This is a genomic window from Candidatus Pseudoscillospira sp. SGI.172, assembly GCF_050313575.1.
In the GTDB taxonomy this organism is placed as follows: Bacteria; Bacillota; Clostridia; order Oscillospirales; family Oscillospiraceae; genus Vermiculatibacterium.
Map to the genome: position 1 here is coordinate 1 of NZ_JBNPLQ010000033.1, position 21200 is coordinate 21200.

Genomic DNA, 21200 nt, shown 5'->3' on the forward strand with positions numbered 1-21200 from the left:
GCATTGCTCCCCGGCCTTCTCAACACCGATTAATCTTTTTCCTCGGACTGCTTTACCGAGCCGTCCACAGCGCCCAAAATGGTGCGGCCTTTGGCCTCCTTGGCGTGTTTGTCCACATCCATCTGGTTGCGGGGACTGCGGATCAGAATGCCCGCACCCTGGACGCAGCCGCCCTCGCAGGCCATGCCCTCGATAAAGTTCACATCGCCGATCCCGCGGGCCATCTTCATCAGTTCTGCCTTACAGGCATTGATGCCGCTGCAGGACACGGCGTGGAGCTTGAACTGTTCGTCGGTGACGCCGTGCTCCTTCAGCCCCTCGGCCACAGCTGCGGCCACACCGCCGGAGTGGGCGAAGGAGCGGCCGAAGCCGCTGGCCTCATCCAGCGGGGTCTCTTCCAGCTGCTCTGGGTCAATGCCCTTGGATTCAAAGAGCGGGTAGAGTTCTTCGAAGGTAATGGCACAGTCGATGGCACCCATGGTTTTGCCCAGCTGGAACTCCCGCTTCTTGGCCACGCAGGGACCGACAAAGACCACCCGGGCCCGGGGATCCTTCTCCTTCAGGCGTTTGCCGATCATCACCATGGGAGAGGGGGTATGGGAGATAAGAGGAGCCAGGTCGGGGAAGTTTTTCTCTACGTAGTCCACGAAAGCGGGGCAGCAGGAGGAGAGCAGCTTGCCCTTCTCCACCAGCTCCTGGCTCTCGGCTTTTGCAGTCATGTCGGCACCCAGAGCGACCTCGGCCACATCGTAGAAGCCCACCATCTTCAATGCGGTGACCACCTGCCCCAGGGTGGCGGGGGCAAACTGACCGGCGATGGAGGGAGCCAGCACGGCGTAGACCCGGAAGTCCCACCGCGCAGCGCCGCGGAGCATCTGGATCACATCTACCAGGTAGGACTTGTCCATGATGGCACCGAAGGGGCATTGATAAACGCAGCTGCCGCAGGCGATACACTTGTTGACGTCGATGGAGGCCGATTTGTCCTCGCCCATGGAGATGGCGCCGGGGGCGCAGCCGCGCTCACAGGGGCGCTGCCGCTTTTCGATGGCGCCGTAGGGACAGGCGGAGACGCATTTGCCGCAGGTGATGCACTTGGCGTGGTCGATGGTGGCCTTGTGGTTGATGATGGTGATGGCGTCCTTGGGACAGGAGTGGACGCAACGGGTGGCGATACAGCCCCGGCAGGCGGGGCCCACCTCGATCTGGGTCACGGGACATTCGTCGCAGGCCACCGCCATGACCTCCACCATGGCGGGGTTGGAGCTGTCCCCGCCCATGGCCATCTTGAGGCGGCTGGACACCACCGCCCGCTCTTTGTAGATGCAGCAGCGCATCTTGGCCTCCGGCCCGGGTACGATCTGTTCGGGCACGTCCAGGATCCCGGTGGCCAGACGGTCCTCCCAGGTCAGTTCGGCCACCGACTTAAGAACCTGGTCCTTCAGCTCCTGTACCGATGTTTCAAATTTACGCATCATTGATATCTCCTTTGCCAACGGGCAATATGCGGTTCTGCTTTCTTTTGTTTATTGTACTATTCCCCTGCGAAACCTGTCAACGACAAGATTTTTACTTTCCGGAGCCTGCTTTTGTGTAGGTTCACCAGACCCTGCGGTTTGGTGGAAATAACTTGCCTGAGGCCCGGGGGGCGGGTATAATAGAAAAACAGATCAAACTGTCGAGGAGGCAATGCCCATGGACCCCGCCCAGCTGCGTAAACTGCCTAAAATGGATCTGCTGCTGGCCCTGCCGGTGCTGGAAGATTCCGGTCTGCCCCGGGGGCTGCTCCGCCGGGCCGCATCGGAGGAACTGGACGCCCTCCGGAAGGGAGAGGGCTCTGCACCCGGTATGGATGCCCTGGCGCAGGCGGTGCTCCGACGGGCACTGCGCGCCATGGAACCCGGCCTGACCCGGATGGTGAATGCCACGGGGGTGGTGCTTCACACCAATCTGGGCCGTGCGCCGCTGGCAGAGGCTGCCCGGGCCGCGTGGGGCGGGGCGGCGGGCTACTGCGACCTGGAGTACGATCTGGACACCGGCTGCCGGGGGATTCGGGGCGGGGGGGTGTCTGCCCTCCTCCGGGATCTCACCGGGGCGGAGGACGCCGCCGTGGTCAACAATAACGCCGCCGCAGTTCTTCTGGCGCTCACCGCCCTGGCGGCCGGCAAAGGGGTGGCCCTCTCCCGGGGCGAACTGGTGGAGATCGGCGGCTCCTTTCGCCTGCCCGACATCATGGCCCGGAGCGGAGCCGAACTGGTGGAGGTGGGTACCACCAACCGCACCCGTCCCGCGGATTACCGCGCCGCCGCGGAGGGGGGAAAGGCCCAGCTGCTCCTGAAGGTCCACACCTCCAATTACCGGGTGGTGGGCTATACCCAGGAGGTCTCCCTGTCCGAGCTGGTCGGGCTGGGCCGCGCCTACGGCATGCCGGTGCTCTATGACCTGGGGGCCGGACTGCTGCTGCCGCCCCGGCTGCTGGGCCTTCCGGAGGGCACTCCGTCAGTGGCGGAGAGCCTCCGGGCGGGAGCCGATCTGGTGTGTTTTTCGGGGGACAAGCTCCTGGGCGGGCCCCAGGCCGGTATTTTGGCGGGGCGGACCTGGGCGGTGGAGGCGGTGCGAAAGCACCCTCTCTTCCGGGCCCTCCGGCCGGACAAGGGAACTCTGGCCGCGTTGGACGCCACCCTGCGCCTCTATCAGGACCCGGCGGCGGCCCGGCGGGCCATCCCGGTGCTGTCCATGCTTTCCGCGGAGCCGAAAGAGCTGTCTGCCCGGGCGGAAGCCCTGGCCCAGACCCTCCGAGCCGCCTGCGGCCCTCGCTGTGCCGTGGCGGTGGAATCCGGAGAGAGCGAGGCGGGGGGCGGCGCGCTCCCGGGAGTGGCGTTTCCCACCTCGCTGGTGACCCTGGCCCCCCGGGACCGCACCCCCGAGGCGCTGGAGGCCGCGCTCCGGGCCGCTCCCGTGCCCGTGGCGGCACTCCTGCGGCACGGGAAAGTGGCGGTGGATGTGCGCACCCTGCGCCCCGGCGACGACGAGGCCCTTTGCCGGGCCGTTTCGGAGGGGCTGTGAGAGGGCTCACCTTTGCCGTGGCCGGGCACGTGGATCACGGCAAGACCGCTCTCACCCGGGCCCTCACCGGAGTGGATACCGATCGGCTGGCCGAGGAAAAGCGCCGGGGGCTGACCATTGAGCCGGGTTTTGCGCCGCTGATGCTGGAACACGCCGTCGTCGGGCTGGTGGACGACCCCGGTCATGAGCGGTTCCTTCCGAATCTTCTGGCCGCCAGCGGGGGAGTGGACGCCGTGCTGCTGACGGTGGCCGCCGACGAGGGCCCCATGCCGCAGACCTGGGAGCACCTGGAGGTGCTCACCTGCCTGGGCGTGGAGCGGGGTGTGGTCGTTCTCACCAAGATCGACCTGCTCCCGCCGGGAGAACTGGAGGCCCGGACGGCCGCCCTAGCCAAGGCCTTCCGGGGGAGCATTCTGGAAGGCGCGCCCATCTGCCCGGTCTCCGCCCGCACCGGGGCGGGGCTGACCGCGCTGCGGACGGTGCTGGAGGCGCTGGCGGATGGCTGCCCCGCCCGGCGGAAGGACCGCCCCTTTCGCCTTCCGGTGGACCGGGCCTTCGCTGTGGACGGCTTTGGCCCGGTGATCACCGGAACCGTGTGGGACGGGACGCTCCGGGTCGGGGAGAGCCTCCGGCTTTGGCCCGGGGAGACGATGGCCCGGGTCCGGGGCCTTCAGCGCCACGGGCAGCCGGTGGAGACGGTCTCCGCCGGAGAGCGGGCCGCCCTCAATCTCTCCGGGGTGGAGGTGGGGACGCTCCGCCGGGGCATGACCGCCGCCCCCGCCGGGTCTCTCCGCCTGACCGGACGGCTGGATGCCTTTGTCACCGTATGGGACAGAAGTCCGCGTCCGCTGACTGCCGGGACGCCGCTCCGGCTCTATTGCGGGTCCGGGTCGGTGACGGCCCGGGCCTTCCCTCTGGAGGGGGCAGAGCTCCTCCCGGGGCGGGAAGGCTATGTCCAGCTTCGGTTGGGAGAGGCGGCGGCCATCCGGCCCATGGACCGGTTCGTCCTGCGTTTTCTCACTCCGGCTGCCACGGCGGGAGGGGGGATCGCCCTGGATCTGGACCCGTCCCGGCGGCGGAGAGGAGAGAGCTGTGCCGATTTGGAAGAGCTCCGTGCCGGGGGACTGCCCGCGCTGGCCCGGCGGCTGCTCGGCCGGGCGGAGAGACCCCTGGATGAGAAGGCCCTGGCCGGCCGGCTGGGTGTGAGCTCTTCGGAGGTCGGGGAGATCCTCTCCCGATTGCCTGGGGTGCGGGCTGTGGGGGCGCTGTGGATCGGGGAGGAGACCCTCGCCGGACTGCGGGAGAAAGCCCGGCAGGCGATCTCCGATTTTCACGCCGCCCATCCGCTGGCTTCCGGAATGGGGAGGGAGGAGCTCAGGCGCATTCTGCCGGACGGGGTGGCCGAGCTGCTGGCCCGGGATGGGATGCTCTGTCTCAGCGGCCCTACGGCGGCTCTGCCCGGCTTTGTCCCCGCCTGGCCGCCCCAGCTGCTCCCCGTCCGGGAACGGCTGGCTGTGCTCTATGACGGGTTCGGACTGGCCCCCCCGGAGAACGGCGCGGTGGAGGCCCGCTTTGGGCGGGATCTGCCTCTGGCCCGACAGGCCGGGCGGCGGATGGAGGAGGAGGGAGAGCTCATCCCCTATGCCCCCCGCCGTCGGATCGCCCGGCAGGCCTGCGCGAGGGCGGAGGCCATCCTGGAAGGTCTGTTTGCCGAGCGGGAGCAGATTACGCTGGCCCAGTTTCGGGACGCCGCAGGCATCAGCCGGGACGCGGCCCTGCTTCTGCTGGAGTACTGGGACAAGGCCGGCCTCACCCGCCGGACGGGAAATACCCGGATCCTGCTCCGCGGGCCGTAACGGCCCCCTCCGACTGCCGGAGAGGGGCTTTCCATGGGGGCGGAGAGGCTCTGGTGGGCCTTGCGGTCTTCAAAACCGTTGGGGGCGGCAGCACCGCCCCGGTGGGTTCGATCCCCACCCGCCTCCGCCAGACACAAAGAGTCTGTTGCAAAATCAGATCTGGTTGAATCAAGACCCGGAAACGGCGGCAATTTGCCGTTTGAGAGCGGATTGAGATTTCCTGAATTCTCATTTTGCAACAGATCCTTTTTTATCTTAAGTCGGGAACCCCGGGCCGTTTTCCGCTGCTTTGCATAGGATGGGATGGCTTTCTGGGGTGTGCCGGTCTATTTCCCGGGACATCTCACGGCTGACTGATCCTTCTCCAAGGAAAGGAGTTCTTGACATGGAAAGCAATCAATTCGTCCCCTTCGCCCGCGTGGCGGGGCGGGATGTGCCGCCGTCGGGGCCGGAGGCGGGCGGGCCTGCGGGGGATTCCGGGCAGACCCCTGTGATCCCCCTCCCGGATTACGGGGCGGGCGGGCCGGCGGGTGATTTGGGCCAGACCCCTGTGGTCCCGCTCCCCGACTACGGGGAAGGCGGGCCGGTGGGTGATTTGGGTCAGATCCCCGTGGTTCCGCTCCCCGACTACGAGGAAGGCGGGCCGGTGGGTGATTTGGGTCAGATCCCCGTGGTCCCGCTCCCCGACTACGGGGAGGGCGGACCGGTGAGTGACGCAGGTCAGATCCCCATGATCCCGCTCCCCGAGCACGGGATGGGCGGGCCGGCTGCAAATCCGGGCCCGCCCAAAGCGTACATCCGTTTTCTCAACGCGGTCCTTGACGAGGGCGCACCCCTGCGGATCACCCTGGGGAATCGCCTGATGGCCACCTATCTGGCCCCCGGGAATCTCACCGCCTATGCCGCAGTCCCGGCGGGCTTCCGCACGCTGTTTTTATACGACGCGCGGTTTCCCAGGATCATTCTCTACCGCTCCAGTCTGCCTCTGGCTGCCGACGAGGTGGTCACGCTGGCGGTGGTGCGTTCGGGGGGCGGCATCGATTTGGTGCGGGTGGACGACCGGCCTTGCGGCGGCGCGGCGGGTCGGTCCTGCCTGAGAATGGTCAACCTGGGCTATAACAGTCCCGGGTTGGATCTGGTGCTCACCGACGGGCGGGTGGTCTTTACCGATGTGCGCTTCAAGGAGGTTACCGCTTACCGGCGGGCCAAGCCGGGGCGTTACGACCTGTACGTGGCACAAACGCCTTATATCCTCCCGGAGAGCGATGTGGACATCGAGACCGTGGAGGAGATGCCTGTGATGATCTCCAACTATTTTTTGCCCGGCTACGGGATTGTGGAGCCTCTGGCCGCCTTTTATCTCGATGCCAGGGCGGGGACACGATCCACCATCTACCTCATGGGAAACTGGAACATCTCGCCCCACATGCAGGTAAGAATCGTAGAAAATGCATGATGTCGGCAAGAAAAAGGAGAGGGAGAAGAACATTGTTCTTCTCCCTCTCCCGATTCATGGCTGGATGTGCAGAGGCTGTACCTTCCGGGGACCTGCCTGTCCCACCGCACAGGCGGTGAGCCCGCGGTCCCGGAGCCGCCGGATCAGCTCCTCCGCCCGCCGCTCCGGCAGAGCGATCAGCAGTCCGCCGGAGGTCTGGGGGTCAAAGAGCAGATCCCGCAGGGCCAGCTCGATTCCGGGGGCCGTATCGGTCTCTCGCTCCACGTCCGCGCGGTTGCGGTGACAGCCGCCGGGGAGCAGTCCCTGGCGGGCCCACTCCAGCGCGCCGGGGAGCAGGGGCACCTGCGCTGCCCACAGGGTCAGCGTCAGCCCGCTTCCCCGGGCCATCTCCAGGGCGTGCCCCACAAGACCGAAGCCGGTGACGTCGGTGCAGCCGTGGGGGCGCAGGGGCATCATTTCTTCCCAGGCGGTCTTATTGAGGGCCGCCATGGTCTCGGTGAGGATCGATGCCTCCGCCGGGGCGAGCAGCTCCGCCTTGGCGGCGGTGGTGAGCACCCCGCTGCCGATGGGCTTGGTGAGCACCAGCAGATCCCCGGCCCGGGCCCCGCTGTTTTTCAGAATGTCGGCCTCGGCGGCAAAGCCGGTGACGCACAGGCCGTACTTGGGTTCCTCGTCCTGAATGGAATGTCCGCCCGCCAGTAGGGCCCCGGCCTCGGAGACCTTCTCGGCCCCGCCTGCCAGAATGGCCCGGACTGCCTCGGGGGGCAGATAGGGTGGGACGGCCAGCAGATTCATGGCCAGACGGGGCGCGCCGCCCATGGCCCACACGTCGGACAGGGCGTTGGCGGCGGCCACCCGGCCAAAGTCGTAGGGATCGTCCACCACCGGAGGAAAGAAGTCCACAGTCTGGATGAGGGCCTGTCCCCCGTCCAGCCGGTACACGGCGGCATCATCGCTGCCGCTGTGGCCTACCAGCAGCCGGTCATCCGTCTGCTTGGGCAGGTCTTTCAGCAAGTTTTCCAGGGCACCCGGCCCCAGCTTGGCCCCTCACCCACCGGCTGAGGTCATCTGAGTCAGTTTGATCCGCTCCAGCGCCGACATAGCCGCCACCTCCCCTCCTGCATTCTGGCCCTATTTTACCTCATTTTCTCTCATTGCGCAACGCTCCGCACTCCTTTTGCTCTCCCGGCATATGGTGAAGTGGGAAACTCATTGAACGGAGGGACATCTTGATGGAATCCAAAGTCTCCTTTTTCCTGGGGGCCAATACGCCCGCAGGTTTTTATTCTCTGTACGATCAATTACTGGAGCCGGATGCGGCCCGCCGGGTCTATCTTCTCAAGGGCGGGCCGGGCTGCGGCAAGTCCTCGCTGATGCGCCGGGCGGCCCAGGCACTGGAGTCCGGCGGCGAGCCGGTGGAATACATAGAGTGCTCCGGGGATCCGAATTCTCTGGACGCGGTCATCTTTCCGCGCCTGCGCGCCGCCATTGTGGACGCCACCGCGCCCCACGGCGGGGTAAAAAAGTCCACACCCGCAGCGCGGGTGTGGACAAGAGGCGGGGCAGTCCGGCTCAGAGTCGGACCACAGATACCCTGCCCACCGAAGCGGCACACAGGCACAGGCTGTATCCGTCCGGGCCGGAGATGTGCCGCAGCTGGGCGCCGCCCGGCAGAGGGGCCAGCACGTTGAACCAGTCCAGTCCTTTCACCATGCCGTCTCCGGTGTATTTGAGATAACTCTCCTTGGCGGTCCAAAGGAAGAAGAAATCCGCCTCGCTCCCCCCGCGCTCTTCCAGCCAGACGGCCTCCCCGGGATGAAAAAACCGCCGGGCGAGGGCCGCGGTCCGGCAGGGCTCCCAGCGCTGCAGGTCGAACCCCACGGGTGCATGTCCGAAGGCGCAGGCCCAGTACCCCCCGCTGTGGGAGACGGAAAAGCAGACCTCCGGCGTCTGGGAAAAGCGGGGCTTTTTCCCCTCCTCCCGCACACAGGTCCACCGGGAGGCATCCCGGCCCGTAAAGCGCGCCGCAGCCGTCCGCAGAAGGCTGTCCCGGGACAGGCCGTCTCCGTCCGGAGAGAGGAACACAGTGAAATCGTCGCTGCTCAAGGGTGGTCGAAGCCCTTTTTTTCCAGGTAATCCAGAACGTCCTGGACCCGGCGGAGCTGCCAGATGTCCCGGGTGGAGACCGTGGTGTTGAAGTGGGCTTCAAACGCCGCGACGATGTTGACCACATCAAAGGAGTTCAACTCCAGGTCCTGCGCGAAATCGGTATCCGGGGTGATCCCCTTTTTTCCCGTCACTTCATAGATAATGTTTGCAATGAGCTCAAGCACAGCAGATTTCCTCCTATTTCACAGCCGAAGGCACCCGGTTTTCCGCTTCGAACCGTTTCGGTTTCTGAGACGATGTTTTGGCGAACTCCTTTTCGCGGATGTTGATCATCTGGAGCTGCTGATAGGACGGCAGCGTCTCATTGATACGGTCCACTTCCCGTTGGAGGGCGGCGAGGATCTCATAGGGCTCCATCCCTGCGGTCAGCTGCGGGTCTGGGTAGATGCTCACCGCCGGTTTGACGTCGTCCGCCGCCGTGCCGGAGAGGGCCCCGTATACCATGGTCTCCTTGACGATGGGGATGGCCTGTACCAGCTGTTCGATCCGTTCCGGAGAGATCTTCTTTCCGTTTTTCAATACGATCAGATTCTTGGACCGCCCAATGATGTAAAGCTGCCCGTCGGGGCCGATCTCCCCCAAGTCGCCGGTTTTGAACCAGCCGTCCACCACGTTCAGGGCAGTGGCCTCCGGGTCGTTGTAATAGCCGGCCATCACGCTGGGGCCCCGGACCAGGATCTCCCCCTGCTCCAGCTTGACCTCGTACCCGGGCAGGGGCGTTCCCACCGACTCAAAGTTCCAATAGTCGTTGCGGTTCACGGCGATCAGCGGCGCGCATTCGGTGATGCCGTAGCCCTGAAGAACCAGAATCCCCAGCGCTTCAAACCGCTTGGACAGCTCGGTGTTCACATGGGCCCCGCCGCAGACGATGACCCGTATGGAGCCAAAATACTCCTCCCGCAGCTTCATCCGCTCTGCGCGGGCATACTGGAGCCCGACCTTCTTCAGGGTGAGATATCGCTTCAGAAGATTGTTGACAGCGTCCTCCCGGCCCTCTCGCCGGATCCGCATCCAGGCGGTGTTGTAGATGGCCTCCAGCATCAGTGGGACGGTGATGATGGTCCTGGACCCGGCAAGCGTCATATCCCGCATCATGGTGCGCAGATTTCCGTTGATGGTGAGGCGGGCGCCCTTCAGCAGGGAGCAAAACACCCCGCAGTTCAAGCCGTAGGCGTGGTAGAACGGCAGCCCAGTAAAGATCGTTTGCCCCAGGTCCACAGTGGCCACCGCCGCCCCGGCGTTTTGGAGCAGATTTCCGTGGGTGAGGTTGACGGCCTTGGCGGTGGCGGTGGTACCGGAGGTGAATACAATGGCGGCCGGGTGATCGGGGGAAAGCTCGGGCAGAGGCCCCTCAGCCAGCAGGCCGCCCTCTTCCCAGAGCATGCGGTAGCTGCCGTCCGGCGCGGCAGAGGTCTGGCCTGCCGAAAGACCGAACACCTGACGCACCCGCCGCCCCTCCTGAAGAAGGCGTGTGCAGATGGGAAGCATGGCCTCGGAGGAAAAAATGACGTCCGTATCAGCCTGCCGGATCAACTGGCACACGGTATCGTCCGCCTGATCGATATCCACGCAGACGGCGACGCCGCCCCCGGACACGGCGGCCAGGAACAGGACGATCCATTCATAGCAGTTCTCGCCGGCGATGGCGATCCGGCTGCCCGCCAGACCACGGGCGGCAAGGGCCCGCCGCAGGCGTGCCACGTCGTCGCAGAGCTCCCGGTAGCTGCGCACATGCTCCGCTCCGCTACCGTCGTACTGGCAGACAGCCGGCTTCTCTCCAAAGGAGGACAGCCCGGACATAAAGTCCTGGAAGGTGTTGTAATACACCGTTGGGTACCACGGATATTTTTTCATATTAAAAAACCTCCTCTGCGAAGAATCTGAGCTGTTCACCCGGTTCCATCTGCCGGATCTCCTCCGGCAGTTCCCGTATCACATTCAAAAAGACATCCACCATTTTGCCGTCCAGCTGGGTGTCTTTGACCTCGACCAGCTTTTCCAGCGCCTGGTCAAAGGTCATACTGGGGCGGTAGCGCCGGGCGGAGGTCATTGCGTCAAAGGTGTCGGCAATGGAGATGATCCGAGACGCCTCCGGAATGTCCGTCCCGGACAGGCCGTCCGGATACCCCTTCCCGTCTATTCGCTCGTGATGGCTGCGTACGATGGGAGCGATCGTCCGGAAGGAGGAGATGGCGGAGAGAATAGAGCTTCCGCATTCCGGGTGCTTGCGGATCACCTCAAACTCCTCGTCCGTGAGTTTGTCCGGAGAGAGCAGGATATTGTCCGGAATCGCCATCTTGCCCACGTCGTGGAACAGCCCGGCCAGACGGACCTGGCGGCAGGTCTCCGGGTCTTTTCCCAGCGCGGCGGCCAGATGTCCGGCATAATAGGACACGCGGTCCGAGTGGCCGCGGGTGTAGATGTCCTTGGCATCGACCATCAGCCGCAGCGCCTTGATGACCTCCACGTAGCTGTCCTTGACCCGCCGCAGCAGGAGCGTGTTTTCCATAGATGCGGCGCACTGCCGGACAAAGATCCGAAACAGCTGCTCCTGATAGAAGTCGGGCTTTCCGGCCATCACAATGGCCAGGACCCCGACGGATTCGCCCAGGGAATTGGCCACGGGGGAGCAGAGCACCCGCTCCCGCCCGAATTGCTGTTCCACCTGCGTACAGAGCAGTTCCGGCGTTTCCGCATCCAGCCCGGCCATCGCATCACCGGAGGAGAACCGTAGGTGGGGAGCGCCTCTCCCGCCGTCCCAAATGGCCAGCAGACCGTCGGTGCACGCCCACAGAGACTGTACCGCGGCGAGAATGTGACTGCCGATCTGATTCGGCTCCTGGAGCGCGTAAATCTCAGGCATAATGCTGGCCATGTCCGCAAGGCGCTGCTGATAACTGCGGATGAGCCGCATCTGCCGGATGGATTTGACGCAGGATTCCACCAGGAGCTCCAGCTGATCAAAGCGGTCGTTCTTCTCATAATAGCCCTGGATGTCCAGCGCGCGGATGGTTCGGATGGGAGGGGCCATGCTCTTGTGTCCGGTCAGCAGGATAATAAACAGATCGTGGTTGAAGGTTCGGATCTGTTCCACAACCTGATCGCCGCACAGCGGAGTCATGAGAAAATCCAGCAGCAGGATGTCGTAGTGACAGGTCCGGACCCTCTCGATTGCGGCGACGGGGTCATTCTCCACATCCACCTGATATCCGGCGCCCTGGAAATAGGACTGGATCGTGGCAGTCATGATCGGATCGTCATCCAACGCGAGAATCGAAAATTCGCTTTTTTCGGACCCATGCCTGTTCTTTCTCATCCATGCACCTCCTCGTCATCAAAAAGTCTGGATACAGATACCGTCTCGATGGGGATGGAAAAACCAAAGATGGATCCACCGTCCGGGTTGTCCTCCATCCACATGGTGCCGCCGAACTTGCCCCGGACGACGGAGTTGGAAATATACAGTCCCAGGCCGGTCCCTTTGGTGCCCTTGGTGGTGATCATCTCCTGGAACAGCCGGCTTCGGGCCCTGGGATCCACGCCCCGTCCCGTGTCCTTCACGTATAGACTCATATGGGTCGCGCTCTCCCGGAAGCCCACAACGATCTCTTTCCGGGCGCAGTCACGCTCGGCGTCGATGGCATTGCTGACCAGGTTGTTCATGACCTGGATGAGGTTATTGATGTCTCCGTGCAGGGTCACACGCAGACGGGGGTCGTATTCTGTGCTCAGTTTACAGCCGCTGCTCTGAAGCTCGTGCCGCATCAGCAGCACCGTCCGCCTGATGAGTTCGTCCAAGGTGAATTCCCGCTCTTCCGAGGTGCTGACATTGGCGGCCTGGCCCTTGATGGCCGTGATGATGTCGGACATGTACGAACAGGAGGAACGGATCTTGCTCAGCCAGCCGTCCACCTCGCCGTAGATCTCATTGTAGTCTTCCTCGGTGACCTCGGGATCTCCCAGAGAATCCCACGCCTCCTTCACCAGGGTCTCCACCGCGGTGGCGCAGCCGGCGATGCTCATGATGGGTGTTTTGAGGTTGTGGGCCAGACCGCCCACCATTTGTCCCAAAAGGGCCAGCCGCTCCTGCTCCATCATCCGGGCCTGCCCCTCCTGGACCTGCTGCATGCTTCTTTTGATCTGCGTGATGTCCTTGAAGATGACCACGAATCCGGAGAGCTGCTGCTGGATCTCCAGGGGGGTAATGTCCACCATGTAATAGTACTTGCGGGGCGCTTCCTTTTCGCCTACGGGCATGGTGACCGCCTGCTCGTAGGCGATGGGGGTCCCGTTTTTTCCGCAGGACTGCACGGCGGAAATCAGGTTGTAGAGCGCGGTCTTGTTGGCGATATCCTCTGATTCCAGGCTCTTTTCGATCTGCCGGTTGCTGGTGATGCCGTACAGTTTTCCGAACACCTCCCGGAAGGGGCGGTTCTCGTCCACCACCAGTCCGTGTTCGTTCAGTACCAGGTATCCGTCCGGGATCCAGTCCAGGACATGCTGTGTGGCAATGGGAACGATGTCCAGAAGGTGCAGCCGGTAGATGGCGATATAATTGCAGATCAGGGTCGCGGTAAAGCTCAGAGGGGTGGCGGCGATGGAGAGGTCCCGATTGGAGAAGGTCGCCGCAACACTGACGAGCAGCGGGATTATCTCCCCCATCACCAGCATGGCCACCTGCATGCGATACAGCCGGCTGTTGCTGCGCATACCGAAGCGGATCAGCACCACGGTGGCACAGATCAGGCAGAGATATGTGTAAAAACCGGACACATAGATGTAGGGGCCGAATACGATCTCGCTGCGGATGATGGAAAAGACCCGGTACTGCAGGTGGTGTATGGGGTTGGTCCAGACCACCGCGTTTGTGATGACGGGGACGGCCAGCAGGCTCACCCAGCCCCGGGGCAGGGTCTCTTTCCCGTTGGCAAAGGCCACGGCGATCAGGAGCATGATGACGGGAGTGAAGGTGGCACCAAGATAGGAAAAAGCATCCCAGCGGAAAAGAGCCGCCGTGTTTCCCGGGTCTGTGTATCGCATCCCCAGCATTGCCACCGGCCAGGCGGAGAAGACCAGGCAGAGCGCCATATACAGCTTTTGGATCAGTTGCTGGCGCTTTTGGGTAAACAGGCTGTACCCAATGAAGATAACGCACACCACGAGCAGACAGGTAAAGATGATCGCGGCATAGTCGGGGATCACAGACTCAACTCCTTTCCATACAGTTTCTCAGCCGTCCAGGCAGAACAGATCCAACGCGTGTCCCATGTCCTGATCGGGCCACGCAATGCCGGCCTGACGCAGCAGACAATGGGTCTTTTCACAGGAGACGGTCACATTTCCGGCCCCGTGCTGCAGGCCGTTCCACAGATCGATCAGAGAGGCCAGCGTCTCAGCGTGTTCCGCCGAGGCCTGGGAAAGCCGCTGGGAGAAGGCGTCGTCGGAGAGAATTTCCAGATTGGGGAACCGGACGCCCAGCGTCCGGCCCAGGGGGGCAGGATCGGGCTGGATCACATGGAACGCAGTGCTGTCGGCCTGCTCCAGCGCCACGATGGACTCCGCACACAGATCCACGGGGGACAGTTCCAGTGGAAGGCCCGCCAGAGATTCCGGCAGGGCCTGCAGCAGCCTGACACCCTGCACGATCCGGTAAAAAGCGTTGGAATCGGGATTTTTCTGAAAGACACCGTCGGACCGGCGGCCGATGAGCCGCCCGATCCGGAAGATCCTGGCGCACAGTCCGGACTCCACCGCGCGGCAGATCTCCTGCTCCGCCAAAAATTTGCCGCGGATATACAGGTTGTCCCGCCAGTTTTGTCCGATGTCCAGATCTGCTTCGGTAAACAGACGGGGAACCGCAGGGTCCTCCCCCGCGAAGGAGCCGCTGATGCTGGCTGTGGAGATGTGGAACAGCGCAGCCCCGGCTGTCAGGGCAAAGGAGACGGCTTGACGGGCCCCCTCCAGATTTGTGGCGAGGAGCCGGTCGTCCGAAGCGTAGTGGCGCACGTCTCCGGCGGCGTGGTAGAGCGCATCCACCCGCTCTGCGAGAGCGGTATAGTCCTTCTGCGCCATTCCGAAGTCCGGCTGACACACGTCTCCCCGGCACACCTCCAGACGATTTTTCCGAAGGGTGGTCCAGCCGCTGCCGAAATACCAGGACAGCGTTTCCAGAAGCCGTCCGGCATCTCCGTCCCGGAGCAGACACACGATCTTTGGGCAGCCCCGGTCCAACAGTACCCGGAGCAGATGCGCACCCAGAAAGCCCGTTGCGCCGGTGAGCAGGACGGTGGAGAACGGTCCGTCTTTCCGCTGGCGGAGCGGAGGCACCTGCGTCGGCCGGAACACAGGCAGCTTCGTCCGGACGGGTGGGGGCTGGACCCGGGCCCCCAGCAGTGCGGCCTGGGCCCGGACCGTGGGGGCACGGTAAAAATCCGCCAGCGTCATGCTGATATGGCGGTTGTAGTATTCGCTCAAAATGCTCAGTGCCGAGAGGGAGGTCCCCCCCTGCTCGAATAGGGAGACATCCGCCCGCAGCGCGGGCTGCCGGAGCACTTGCTTCCAGATGTCCAGCAGGGTGTCCTCGGAGACGGGCGCGGCCGGGGGAGGCTCCTGCGCGGGTGTGGGAAGGGCTTTCAGTGCCGCTTCGCCATCCCCCTCTGCAAGAGCCCTGAGAGCCGGCATATCCAGTTTCCCGCTGGCGTTGTAAGGCATCCCGGACAGTGTCAGCAGACGTCCGGGGATCATGTAGGAGGGCAGGCGCAGGGCGAGGCTCTGCCGCAGGGCGGCAGGGTCCAGGGTCTCCGGCGTCACGATGGCGCAGAGGGAGGAGGAGCCGTCCGGATTTTTCAGGGGAATGGCAACCGCCTCATCCGCGCCGGCTTCCCGCAGGGCGTCCGTGATCTCGCCCAATTCCACACGATTCCCGTTGATCTTCACTTGGGCGTCGGTCCGGCCCAGACACTCGATCCGCCCGTCCAGGCGCAGGCGGCCCACGTCACCGCTGCGGTACATCCGTTCCCCTTGGAAGAAGGGGTCGTCCAGAAACAGCTCCTGGGTCAGATCCGGTCTGCCCACATAGCCGTCGGCCAGGCCGGGGCCCGCCAGATACAGCTCTCCCCGCGCCGTGGGCAGGACCGGCTTGCGGTCCTGATCCAGCACGTAGATCCGGCAGTTGTTCAAGGGCGCACCAATGGTGACGGGCTCGCCCTCCCTCAGTTCGCCTGCCGTGACGTAAACGGCGGTCTCGGTGGGACCGTACATATTCACGAGCCGACCGGAACAGTGGGCCTTGAACTGGGTGACCAGGCCGGGAGAGACCATTTCCCCTGCCACAATGGTGAAGGAAAGGCCTTCTGCCGCCTGGGAGAAGGCGGTGCTGCGCAGGCACATCTGAAGCCTGGAAGGAGTGAACTGGGCGATTCGGGGTTGGTGTGCCGTCATGAGCTCGGCCAGCTTCCAGGGCAGCAGCATCTCCTCCTCGTCAGCCATCACCACGGCGTAGCCCTGGGCCAGCGCCAGGAGCGTTTCAGTGATGAAGATGTCAAAGGTGGCGTTGGCGATGCACAGCACGGGGCCCTGCTCTCCCTCCATCCACTGCCGCAGGCTTTGCAGGCGGTCAGAGAGCGCCCGGTGAGGTATCTGGACCCCCTTGGGACGTCCCGTCGAACCGGAGGTAAACAGGATATACATGGTCTGGCCTCCCTGGGGGCAGCAGGCGTGCTCCAGGGGCTGCGCGGACTCGTTCATGAGCACGACCGGCCGCACGCGGGCCTCTTGGGGCAGAACGGCGGCAGAGGCCTCGTCGCACAGGATGAGTTTTACGTCCGCGGTCCCCATCATGTAGGCAATGCGTTCCGCAGGGTAATCCGTGAGGAAGGGGACGTAGGCTCCGCCGATCTTGAGGATGGCCAGCATGGCGGCCAGCAGCTCCGGGCTGCGCCGGCAGGCGAGACCCACCCGGTCTCCGGAGGCTGCCCCATGTTCTGCCAAAACGCCCGCGATCTGGCAGGCCCGGGCCTCCAGCGCGGCAAAGGAGGTTTTCTGCCCGTGCCAGAGCACCGCGTCGGCATCCGGATGGAGGATGGCTTCCTCCTCAATGACACAGTGAATGGGCATCTCCAGATAGGGATACACCATCCGCCAGGGTCGGTCGAAGCAGCGGAGCCGATCCGCCGGGGAGAGGGGATCCAGCGCCGAGAGGGCAGCTCCCTCCGGGGCATCGGCCAGCTGCCGGATGAGGGTTTCCAGACACCGGCCGTAGAAGGCCACCGTCTCCCCCTCCAGCACGCCGGCGGCGTATTCGAAGTAGAAGTGATACTGCCCGTTCTCTTTTGCGGCCTCGATGCTGAGATCCAGCTTGGAGGTGCCGGTGGGGACGGGGATGTAATCCAGGGAGAGCCCCCCCAGGCGGAAGGCACCGGTGTCCAGCGGGCGGACCTGGAACATCACCTGGTAGAGGGGATTGTGGGCGGTGGAGCGGGGCACGTCCAGCGCCTCCAAAATCTCCTCCAAAGGGCACCCGCCGTGATCCAGCATCTCCATGACGCCGATGCGGACCTGCCGGAAATAGTCCTCTACGCCGCCCCTGGGGAGCAGGCGCAGGGGCAGGGTGGACATCAGCGGGCCGCACACGTTTCGCAGTTCGGGCCGGGTCCGGCAGGAGACGGGAGCCCCCAGGACCAGGTCGTCCTGCCCGGCCAGCCGCCCGAACAAAATGCCAAGCGCGCCCGCAAACAGCATATAGGGGGTCAGCTCATACCGGGCGCAGAACCGGTCGGCCGCCTCGGTGGCGGCCTGAGAAAAGACCAGGGTCTCGGTGCCGCCCCGGAAGTCAAACACCTGAGGACGGGGCCGGTCGGGAGGCAGCTCCAGCAGGGTGGGCACGCCGGACAGCCGCTCCTTCCAGTAGGCCAGATCGGCCCGGTGTTCGGCCCCGTCCGAACGGGCGCAGTACCACGCATAGTCCCGGCAGGACAGGTGGGGTGCGGGCTTCCCGCCGCAGAAGAAGGTGTTCAGACGCTCCATCAGAAGGGGGGTGCTGAGCCCGTCGCTGATGATATGGTGGATGTTCACCAGCAGCAGCCAGCGCCCCGAAGGCTCCTTCCACAGCGCCGCCCGCAGCAGGGGGGCGGCGGAGAGGTCGAAGGGGCGCAGAAGCTGGGAGAAGGCCTCCTCCCGGCTGTCCGCCGTGAGGACAGGGAGCTGGAACGCCGCCGTCTCATCCACCAAAGCGGCGAGATCCCCCTCCAGGGGGAGGAAGCGGGTCCGAAAGAGCGGATCGTCGGCAATGAGCGCCTGGAAAGCCTGCTCCAGACGGGGAATATCCGGCTCCCCGGACAGGGCAAAGGCACAGGGCATCTGATACGCCCGCCCGCTTTCATCCAGGCAGGATTGCAGATAGAGGCTCTTCTGCGTGGCCGTGAGGGGATCTCCCGCGCACATCGGTGCGGCGGGAATCGGTTCCTCCCTCGGCTCTCCTGTTTCCCCGCCCAAAAACTCGTCCAGCCCCTTGGCCGTGCGGCAGGCGTAGAGATCGGAGATCATCAGGCGGACGCCGAAACGCTCCTCGATCCGGCTGATGGTCTCCATGGCGTTGAGGGAGTTCCCGCCGCACAGGAAGTAGTTGCTGTCGGCGTAGAGCTCGCCGGTGTTCAGCACCTGCCGGAAGATCTCCAGGATCTCCTCCTGGCGCTGTCCTGCGGGCTGCAGGTGGGCCTCTTCGTTCAAAGAGGGTTCAGGCAGCAGACGCTCGTTGACCTTGCCGTTGGGCGTCAGGGGGATCGCATCCAGCCGGAGGATCCGCGCCGGGATCATGTAGTGGGGCAGATAGGCCGCCGTATAGGTGAGCAGTTCCATCTCGGAAAGCGGGCGGGAGGAGACATAGTAGCCCACCAGAATCATCTGCCCGTTCTGCTCCAGAGCCCGGGCGGCGGCGTCTGTCACCTCGGGGTGGCGGCTGAGGCAGGCGGCGATCTCCTGAGGCTCCACCCGAAGGCCCCGCAGCTTGATCTGCCGGTCCCGGCGGCCCGCCAGTTCCAGTTCTCCATCGGCCGTCCAGCAGGCGATGTCCCCCGTTTTATAGAGGACCTCCCCGCATTCAAAGGGGCTGGGCAGGAACCGCTGGGCGGTGAGCTCAGGGTCGCCCCGGTAACCGCGGCCCACGCAGACGCCCCCGACATACAGCTCCCCGTAAATTCGAGTGGGGAGGGGCTGGAGATCATCGTCCAGCACATAGAGATGGCAGTTCTCCATGGGCCGGCCGATGGTGATGCGCTCGGCCCGGTCGAGCCGGCAGAGGCTTACCGCCACCGTGGTCTCAGAGGGGCCGTACTGATTGTAGATATGTGCGCCGGTATAGCCCCGCAGGCGGTGCAGCAGCTCGCTGGGAAAGGCCTCGCCTCCGCAGATGATGCTCTCCAGACGGCGCAGGGCCAGCGCAAAGCCCGTGTCGCTCAGGAGGGCGGAGAGCCGGGAGGGCGTGGTGGAGAGGAACCCAACGCCGTAATCGTGGATCAGCCGGGCCAGCTCCGCGGGGTTTTCCTGCTGCCGGGGGTTGGTCAGCAGCACCGTGCGCCCGCACAGCAGCGCGATGGCGCTCTCCAGCAAAAACGCGTCAAAGCCGATGCTGCACAGAGAGAGCACCGCGCCGCTGCGGTAGATCGGCTGCATGGCCATGGCCAGGTTGACCACGCTTTTCTGGGTGATCTCCACGCCCTTGGGCGCGCCGGTGCTCCCGGAGGTATAGACCACGTAGGCCAGATCGTCCGGGCGGCCTCTCCGGGCCTGGGTACAGGCGTCGGGCAGGGCGTCCATATTCACGATCCGGAGCCCCGGGACCGAAAGGGGGGCGGAGAGGTCCGGGACGGACAACAGACAGTTCGCCCCGCTCTGGGCCAGAATGCTTTGCAGGCGGGAGACCGGCTGGTCCGGGGAGAGCAGGAGCCAGGCGCAGTTTGCCTGCATAATGCCTACCAGCGCGGCAAAGAGACGGGGGTCCCTGGGCAGCAGGACGGCCGCCAATTCCCCTTCCTCGGGGAGGGCCGCCGCCACGTGCCGGCCCATCTCCCGCAGCTGCCGGTAGGTGGTGCGCGCCCCCTCGTGGATGACGGCCACCCGCCGGGGATTCTGGAGCGCGACCTCCTCAAACATCTCGTAGGGGGTGCGGGCGCTGCGCATGGCATAGGACTGGTTGAAGCGGTAGAGCACACACTCCCGCTCCTCGCCGCTCAGGATGGGGAGCGAGCGGATGGGGGTGTCCGGGGACTGGAGCCCGGCGCGCAGAATGTGGCAGAGATACTGGTGGAGCTCGTCGATCTCCCGCTCGGAGAACAGCTGGGTGAGATAGTCGTAATCCACCGAGTAGATGCGGTTGTCCTCCAGGTTGGTCAGGTGGATACACAGCTGCTCCACCTGGAACCCGCTGTAATACCAGAGCCCGGAGATCTGCACGGTGGCGTCCGGATTGACCAGGATCTGGCTGTTTTGATAGGACAGCATGATGCGGAAGAGAGGTCCGCCGCCGCCTGCCAGTTCCTCCATCTCGGCGAAGGGGAACCGCTGATGGCGCAGCATCTCCAGCCAGTTTTCCGTCAGGCGGTCGCTGAAGGTGCGGAAACTCCAGGTGTCGGAGACCTCGTTGACAAAGGGCAGGGTGCTCACAAACATGCCGGTAGTCTGCTTGTAGACGAAATTGGTGCGGTTAAAGACGGGGACGCCGATGGTGAATCGGTCCCCCCCGCCGGAGCGTTTGAGGTAGGTGGCCAAAGCCATGTAAAAGACAGAAAAGGGCGTGACGCGGTGCTGCTGGCAGAAGGAGTAGATGGCGTGATTGAGCTGCTGGGGGAGGCGGTAGCTCTTTCGCCGCCCCACCTGGCTCACCGCGCTTTTAAAGCTCTTGACCGAAGCGGTTTCTCCCTCCCTGCCCAGGACGCGGCTCCAGTAGTCCCGGTCGTCCCGGTAGGTTTTGGAGTCCAAATAGCGCGCCTCGTCCTCCACATAGGCGGCATAGTCGGGGAACTCCTCCCACTCGGGCGCCTTGCCGCCCAGAAGGCCCAGGTAGGCCTCTCCGATCCGGTTGCACAGCATGATCTGGGACCAGCCGTCGGAGATGATGTGGTGGGTCTCCACCAGCAGGCAGGCAGAGCGCTCTCCCATCCGGCACAGGACGAACCGGTACAGCGGCGCGTCCGGGGCGAAGATGGGGATCTGAGTATAGGCTGTGGCCCAGTGGCCGAAGCTCTCTTCATTGACGCAGGCAAAGTCCAAAAGAGGGACCGCGTCCCCGGACACGGGGGCGTGGTACTGCATGGGAACACCGTCCCGCACTGTGATCCGGGTGCGCAGGGAGGGGTCCAGATCGACCACCGTACGAAGGGCTTTCTCCAGCAGAGACAGATCCACTCTGCCCGAGATGCGGATGGTGGCGCTGATGTTGTTGATGGAAGTTCCCCCCACTGACTGCTCCAGCGCCCAGATGTTTTTCTGATTGAGGGAAAGAGGGAAGACTTCGTATTCCTTTTTCTTCATATGTTCCGCCATAGACCTCACGCACCTCTGTGCCTCTGTTCCATATTTGCCCCGGATTTTTGTAAACTCAATGCTTTTTAAATATATCAAAGTTCGACAGAGAACACAAGCACAAAGCTCGGTTTCTT

General features: G+C 64.2%; 12 protein-coding genes and 1 tRNA gene. 5 read left to right on the top strand and 8 right to left on the bottom strand.

Annotated features, from left to right (window positions below):
- Window positions 1-29: 29 nt before the first annotated feature.
- Window positions 30-1475: a 4Fe-4S dicluster domain-containing protein gene (locus ACQRD3_RS11420; protein ID WP_080906980.1), complete on the bottom strand. Its 1446-nt coding sequence runs from the start codon at window positions 1473-1475 to the stop codon at window positions 30-32.
- A gap of 220 nt (window positions 1476-1695) precedes the next feature.
- On the opposite strand from ACQRD3_RS11420, the gene selA reads away from it, so the two are divergent.
- From selA to ACQRD3_RS11440, 4 genes are all read left to right on the top strand, one after another.
- On the top strand, window positions 1696-3066 hold the full coding sequence (gene selA / locus ACQRD3_RS11425) for an L-seryl-tRNA(Sec) selenium transferase (protein ID WP_427781458.1): 1371 nt from the start codon (window positions 1696-1698) through the stop codon (window positions 3064-3066).
- A complete protein-coding gene (gene selB / locus ACQRD3_RS11430) occupies window positions 3063-4922 on the top strand; it encodes a selenocysteine-specific translation elongation factor (protein WP_427781459.1) in 1860 nt (619 codons plus the stop codon). Before selA ends, selB begins: the two co-directional genes overlap by 4 nt.
- A gap of 35 nt (window positions 4923-4957) precedes the next feature.
- Window positions 4958-5052: transfer RNA gene (locus ACQRD3_RS11435), tRNA-Sec, on the top strand.
- 255 nt (window positions 5053-5307) lie between these two features.
- Window positions 5308-6378 carry a DUF4397 domain-containing protein gene (locus ACQRD3_RS11440; RefSeq protein ID WP_427781460.1) on the top strand — a complete coding sequence of 357 codons (1071 nt, stop codon included), beginning with the start codon at window positions 5308-5310 and terminating at the stop codon, window positions 6376-6378.
- A 54-nt stretch (window positions 6379-6432) separates the two neighbouring features.
- Here ACQRD3_RS11440 and selD read toward each other — a convergent pair whose 3' ends face one another.
- Window positions 6433-7470, bottom strand: a complete 1038-nt coding sequence (gene selD / locus ACQRD3_RS11445; RefSeq protein WP_427781472.1) for a selenide, water dikinase SelD — start codon at window positions 7468-7470, stop codon at window positions 6433-6435.
- Window positions 7471-7610: 140 nt separating this feature from the next.
- Here selD and ACQRD3_RS11450 point away from each other — a divergent pair, with 140 nt between their 5' ends.
- Entirely contained in the window at window positions 7611-8069 is a 459-nt protein-coding gene (locus ACQRD3_RS11450; RefSeq protein ID WP_427781461.1) for an AAA family ATPase, read from the top strand.
- On the opposite strand, the gene ACQRD3_RS11455 is transcribed toward ACQRD3_RS11450, so the two are convergent.
- From ACQRD3_RS11455 to ACQRD3_RS11480, 6 genes are read right to left on the bottom strand one after another with little or no spacing between them, the layout of a single operon-like run.
- The gene (locus ACQRD3_RS11455; RefSeq protein WP_427781462.1) at window positions 7951-8484 is read right to left on the bottom strand and encodes a 4'-phosphopantetheinyl transferase family protein; all 534 of its coding nucleotides are present in this window, start codon (window positions 8482-8484) and stop codon (window positions 7951-7953) included. The genes ACQRD3_RS11450 and ACQRD3_RS11455 overlap by 119 nt on opposite strands.
- Window positions 8481-8711: a phosphopantetheine-binding protein gene (locus ACQRD3_RS11460; protein WP_080906985.1), complete on the bottom strand. Its 231-nt coding sequence runs from the start codon at window positions 8709-8711 to the stop codon at window positions 8481-8483. The genes ACQRD3_RS11455 and ACQRD3_RS11460 overlap by 4 nt, the downstream gene beginning before the upstream one ends.
- Before the next feature lie 13 nt (window positions 8712-8724).
- The gene (locus ACQRD3_RS11465; RefSeq protein WP_427781463.1) at window positions 8725-10401 is read right to left on the bottom strand and encodes an AMP-binding protein; all 1677 of its coding nucleotides are present in this window, start codon (window positions 10399-10401) and stop codon (window positions 8725-8727) included.
- A gap of 1 nt (window position 10402) precedes the next feature.
- Window positions 10403-11863: an HD domain-containing phosphohydrolase gene (locus tag ACQRD3_RS11470; protein WP_427781464.1), complete on the bottom strand. Its 1461-nt coding sequence runs from the start codon at window positions 11861-11863 to the stop codon at window positions 10403-10405.
- Entirely contained in the window at window positions 11860-13749 is a 1890-nt protein-coding gene (locus ACQRD3_RS11475; RefSeq protein WP_080906988.1) for a histidine kinase N-terminal 7TM domain-containing protein, read from the bottom strand. Before ACQRD3_RS11475 ends, ACQRD3_RS11470 begins: the two co-directional genes overlap by 4 nt.
- Window positions 13750-13776: 27 nt before the next feature.
- On the bottom strand, window positions 13777-21072 hold the full coding sequence (locus tag ACQRD3_RS11480) for an amino acid adenylation domain-containing protein (RefSeq protein ID WP_427781465.1): 7296 nt from the start codon (window positions 21070-21072) through the stop codon (window positions 13777-13779).
- Window positions 21073-21200: the final 128 nt, after the last annotated feature.

What these genes read in the sequence shown, in the direction of transcription:
- ACQRD3_RS11450 (WP_427781461.1), top strand. Translation starts at nt 7,611, where the DNA reads ATGGAATCCAAAGTCTCCTTTTTCCTGGGGGCCAATACGCCCGCAGGT.
- ACQRD3_RS11480 (WP_427781465.1), bottom strand. Translation starts at nt 21,072, where the DNA reads ATGAAGAAAAAGGAATACGAAGTCTTCCCTCTTTCCCTCAATCAGAAA.
- ACQRD3_RS11470 (WP_427781464.1), bottom strand. Translation starts at nt 11,863, where the DNA reads ATGAGAAAGAACAGGCATGGGTCCGAAAAAAGCGAATTTTCGATTCTC.
- ACQRD3_RS11420 (WP_080906980.1), bottom strand. Translation starts at nt 1,475, where the DNA reads ATGCGTAAATTTGAAACATCGGTACAGGAGCTGAAGGACCAGGTTCTT.
- selA (WP_427781458.1), top strand. Translation starts at nt 1,696, where the DNA reads ATGGACCCCGCCCAGCTGCGTAAACTGCCTAAAATGGATCTGCTGCTG.
- ACQRD3_RS11465 (WP_427781463.1), bottom strand. Translation starts at nt 10,401, where the DNA reads ATGAAAAAATATCCGTGGTACCCAACGGTGTATTACAACACCTTCCAG.
- ACQRD3_RS11440 (WP_427781460.1), top strand. Translation starts at nt 5,308, where the DNA reads ATGGAAAGCAATCAATTCGTCCCCTTCGCCCGCGTGGCGGGGCGGGAT.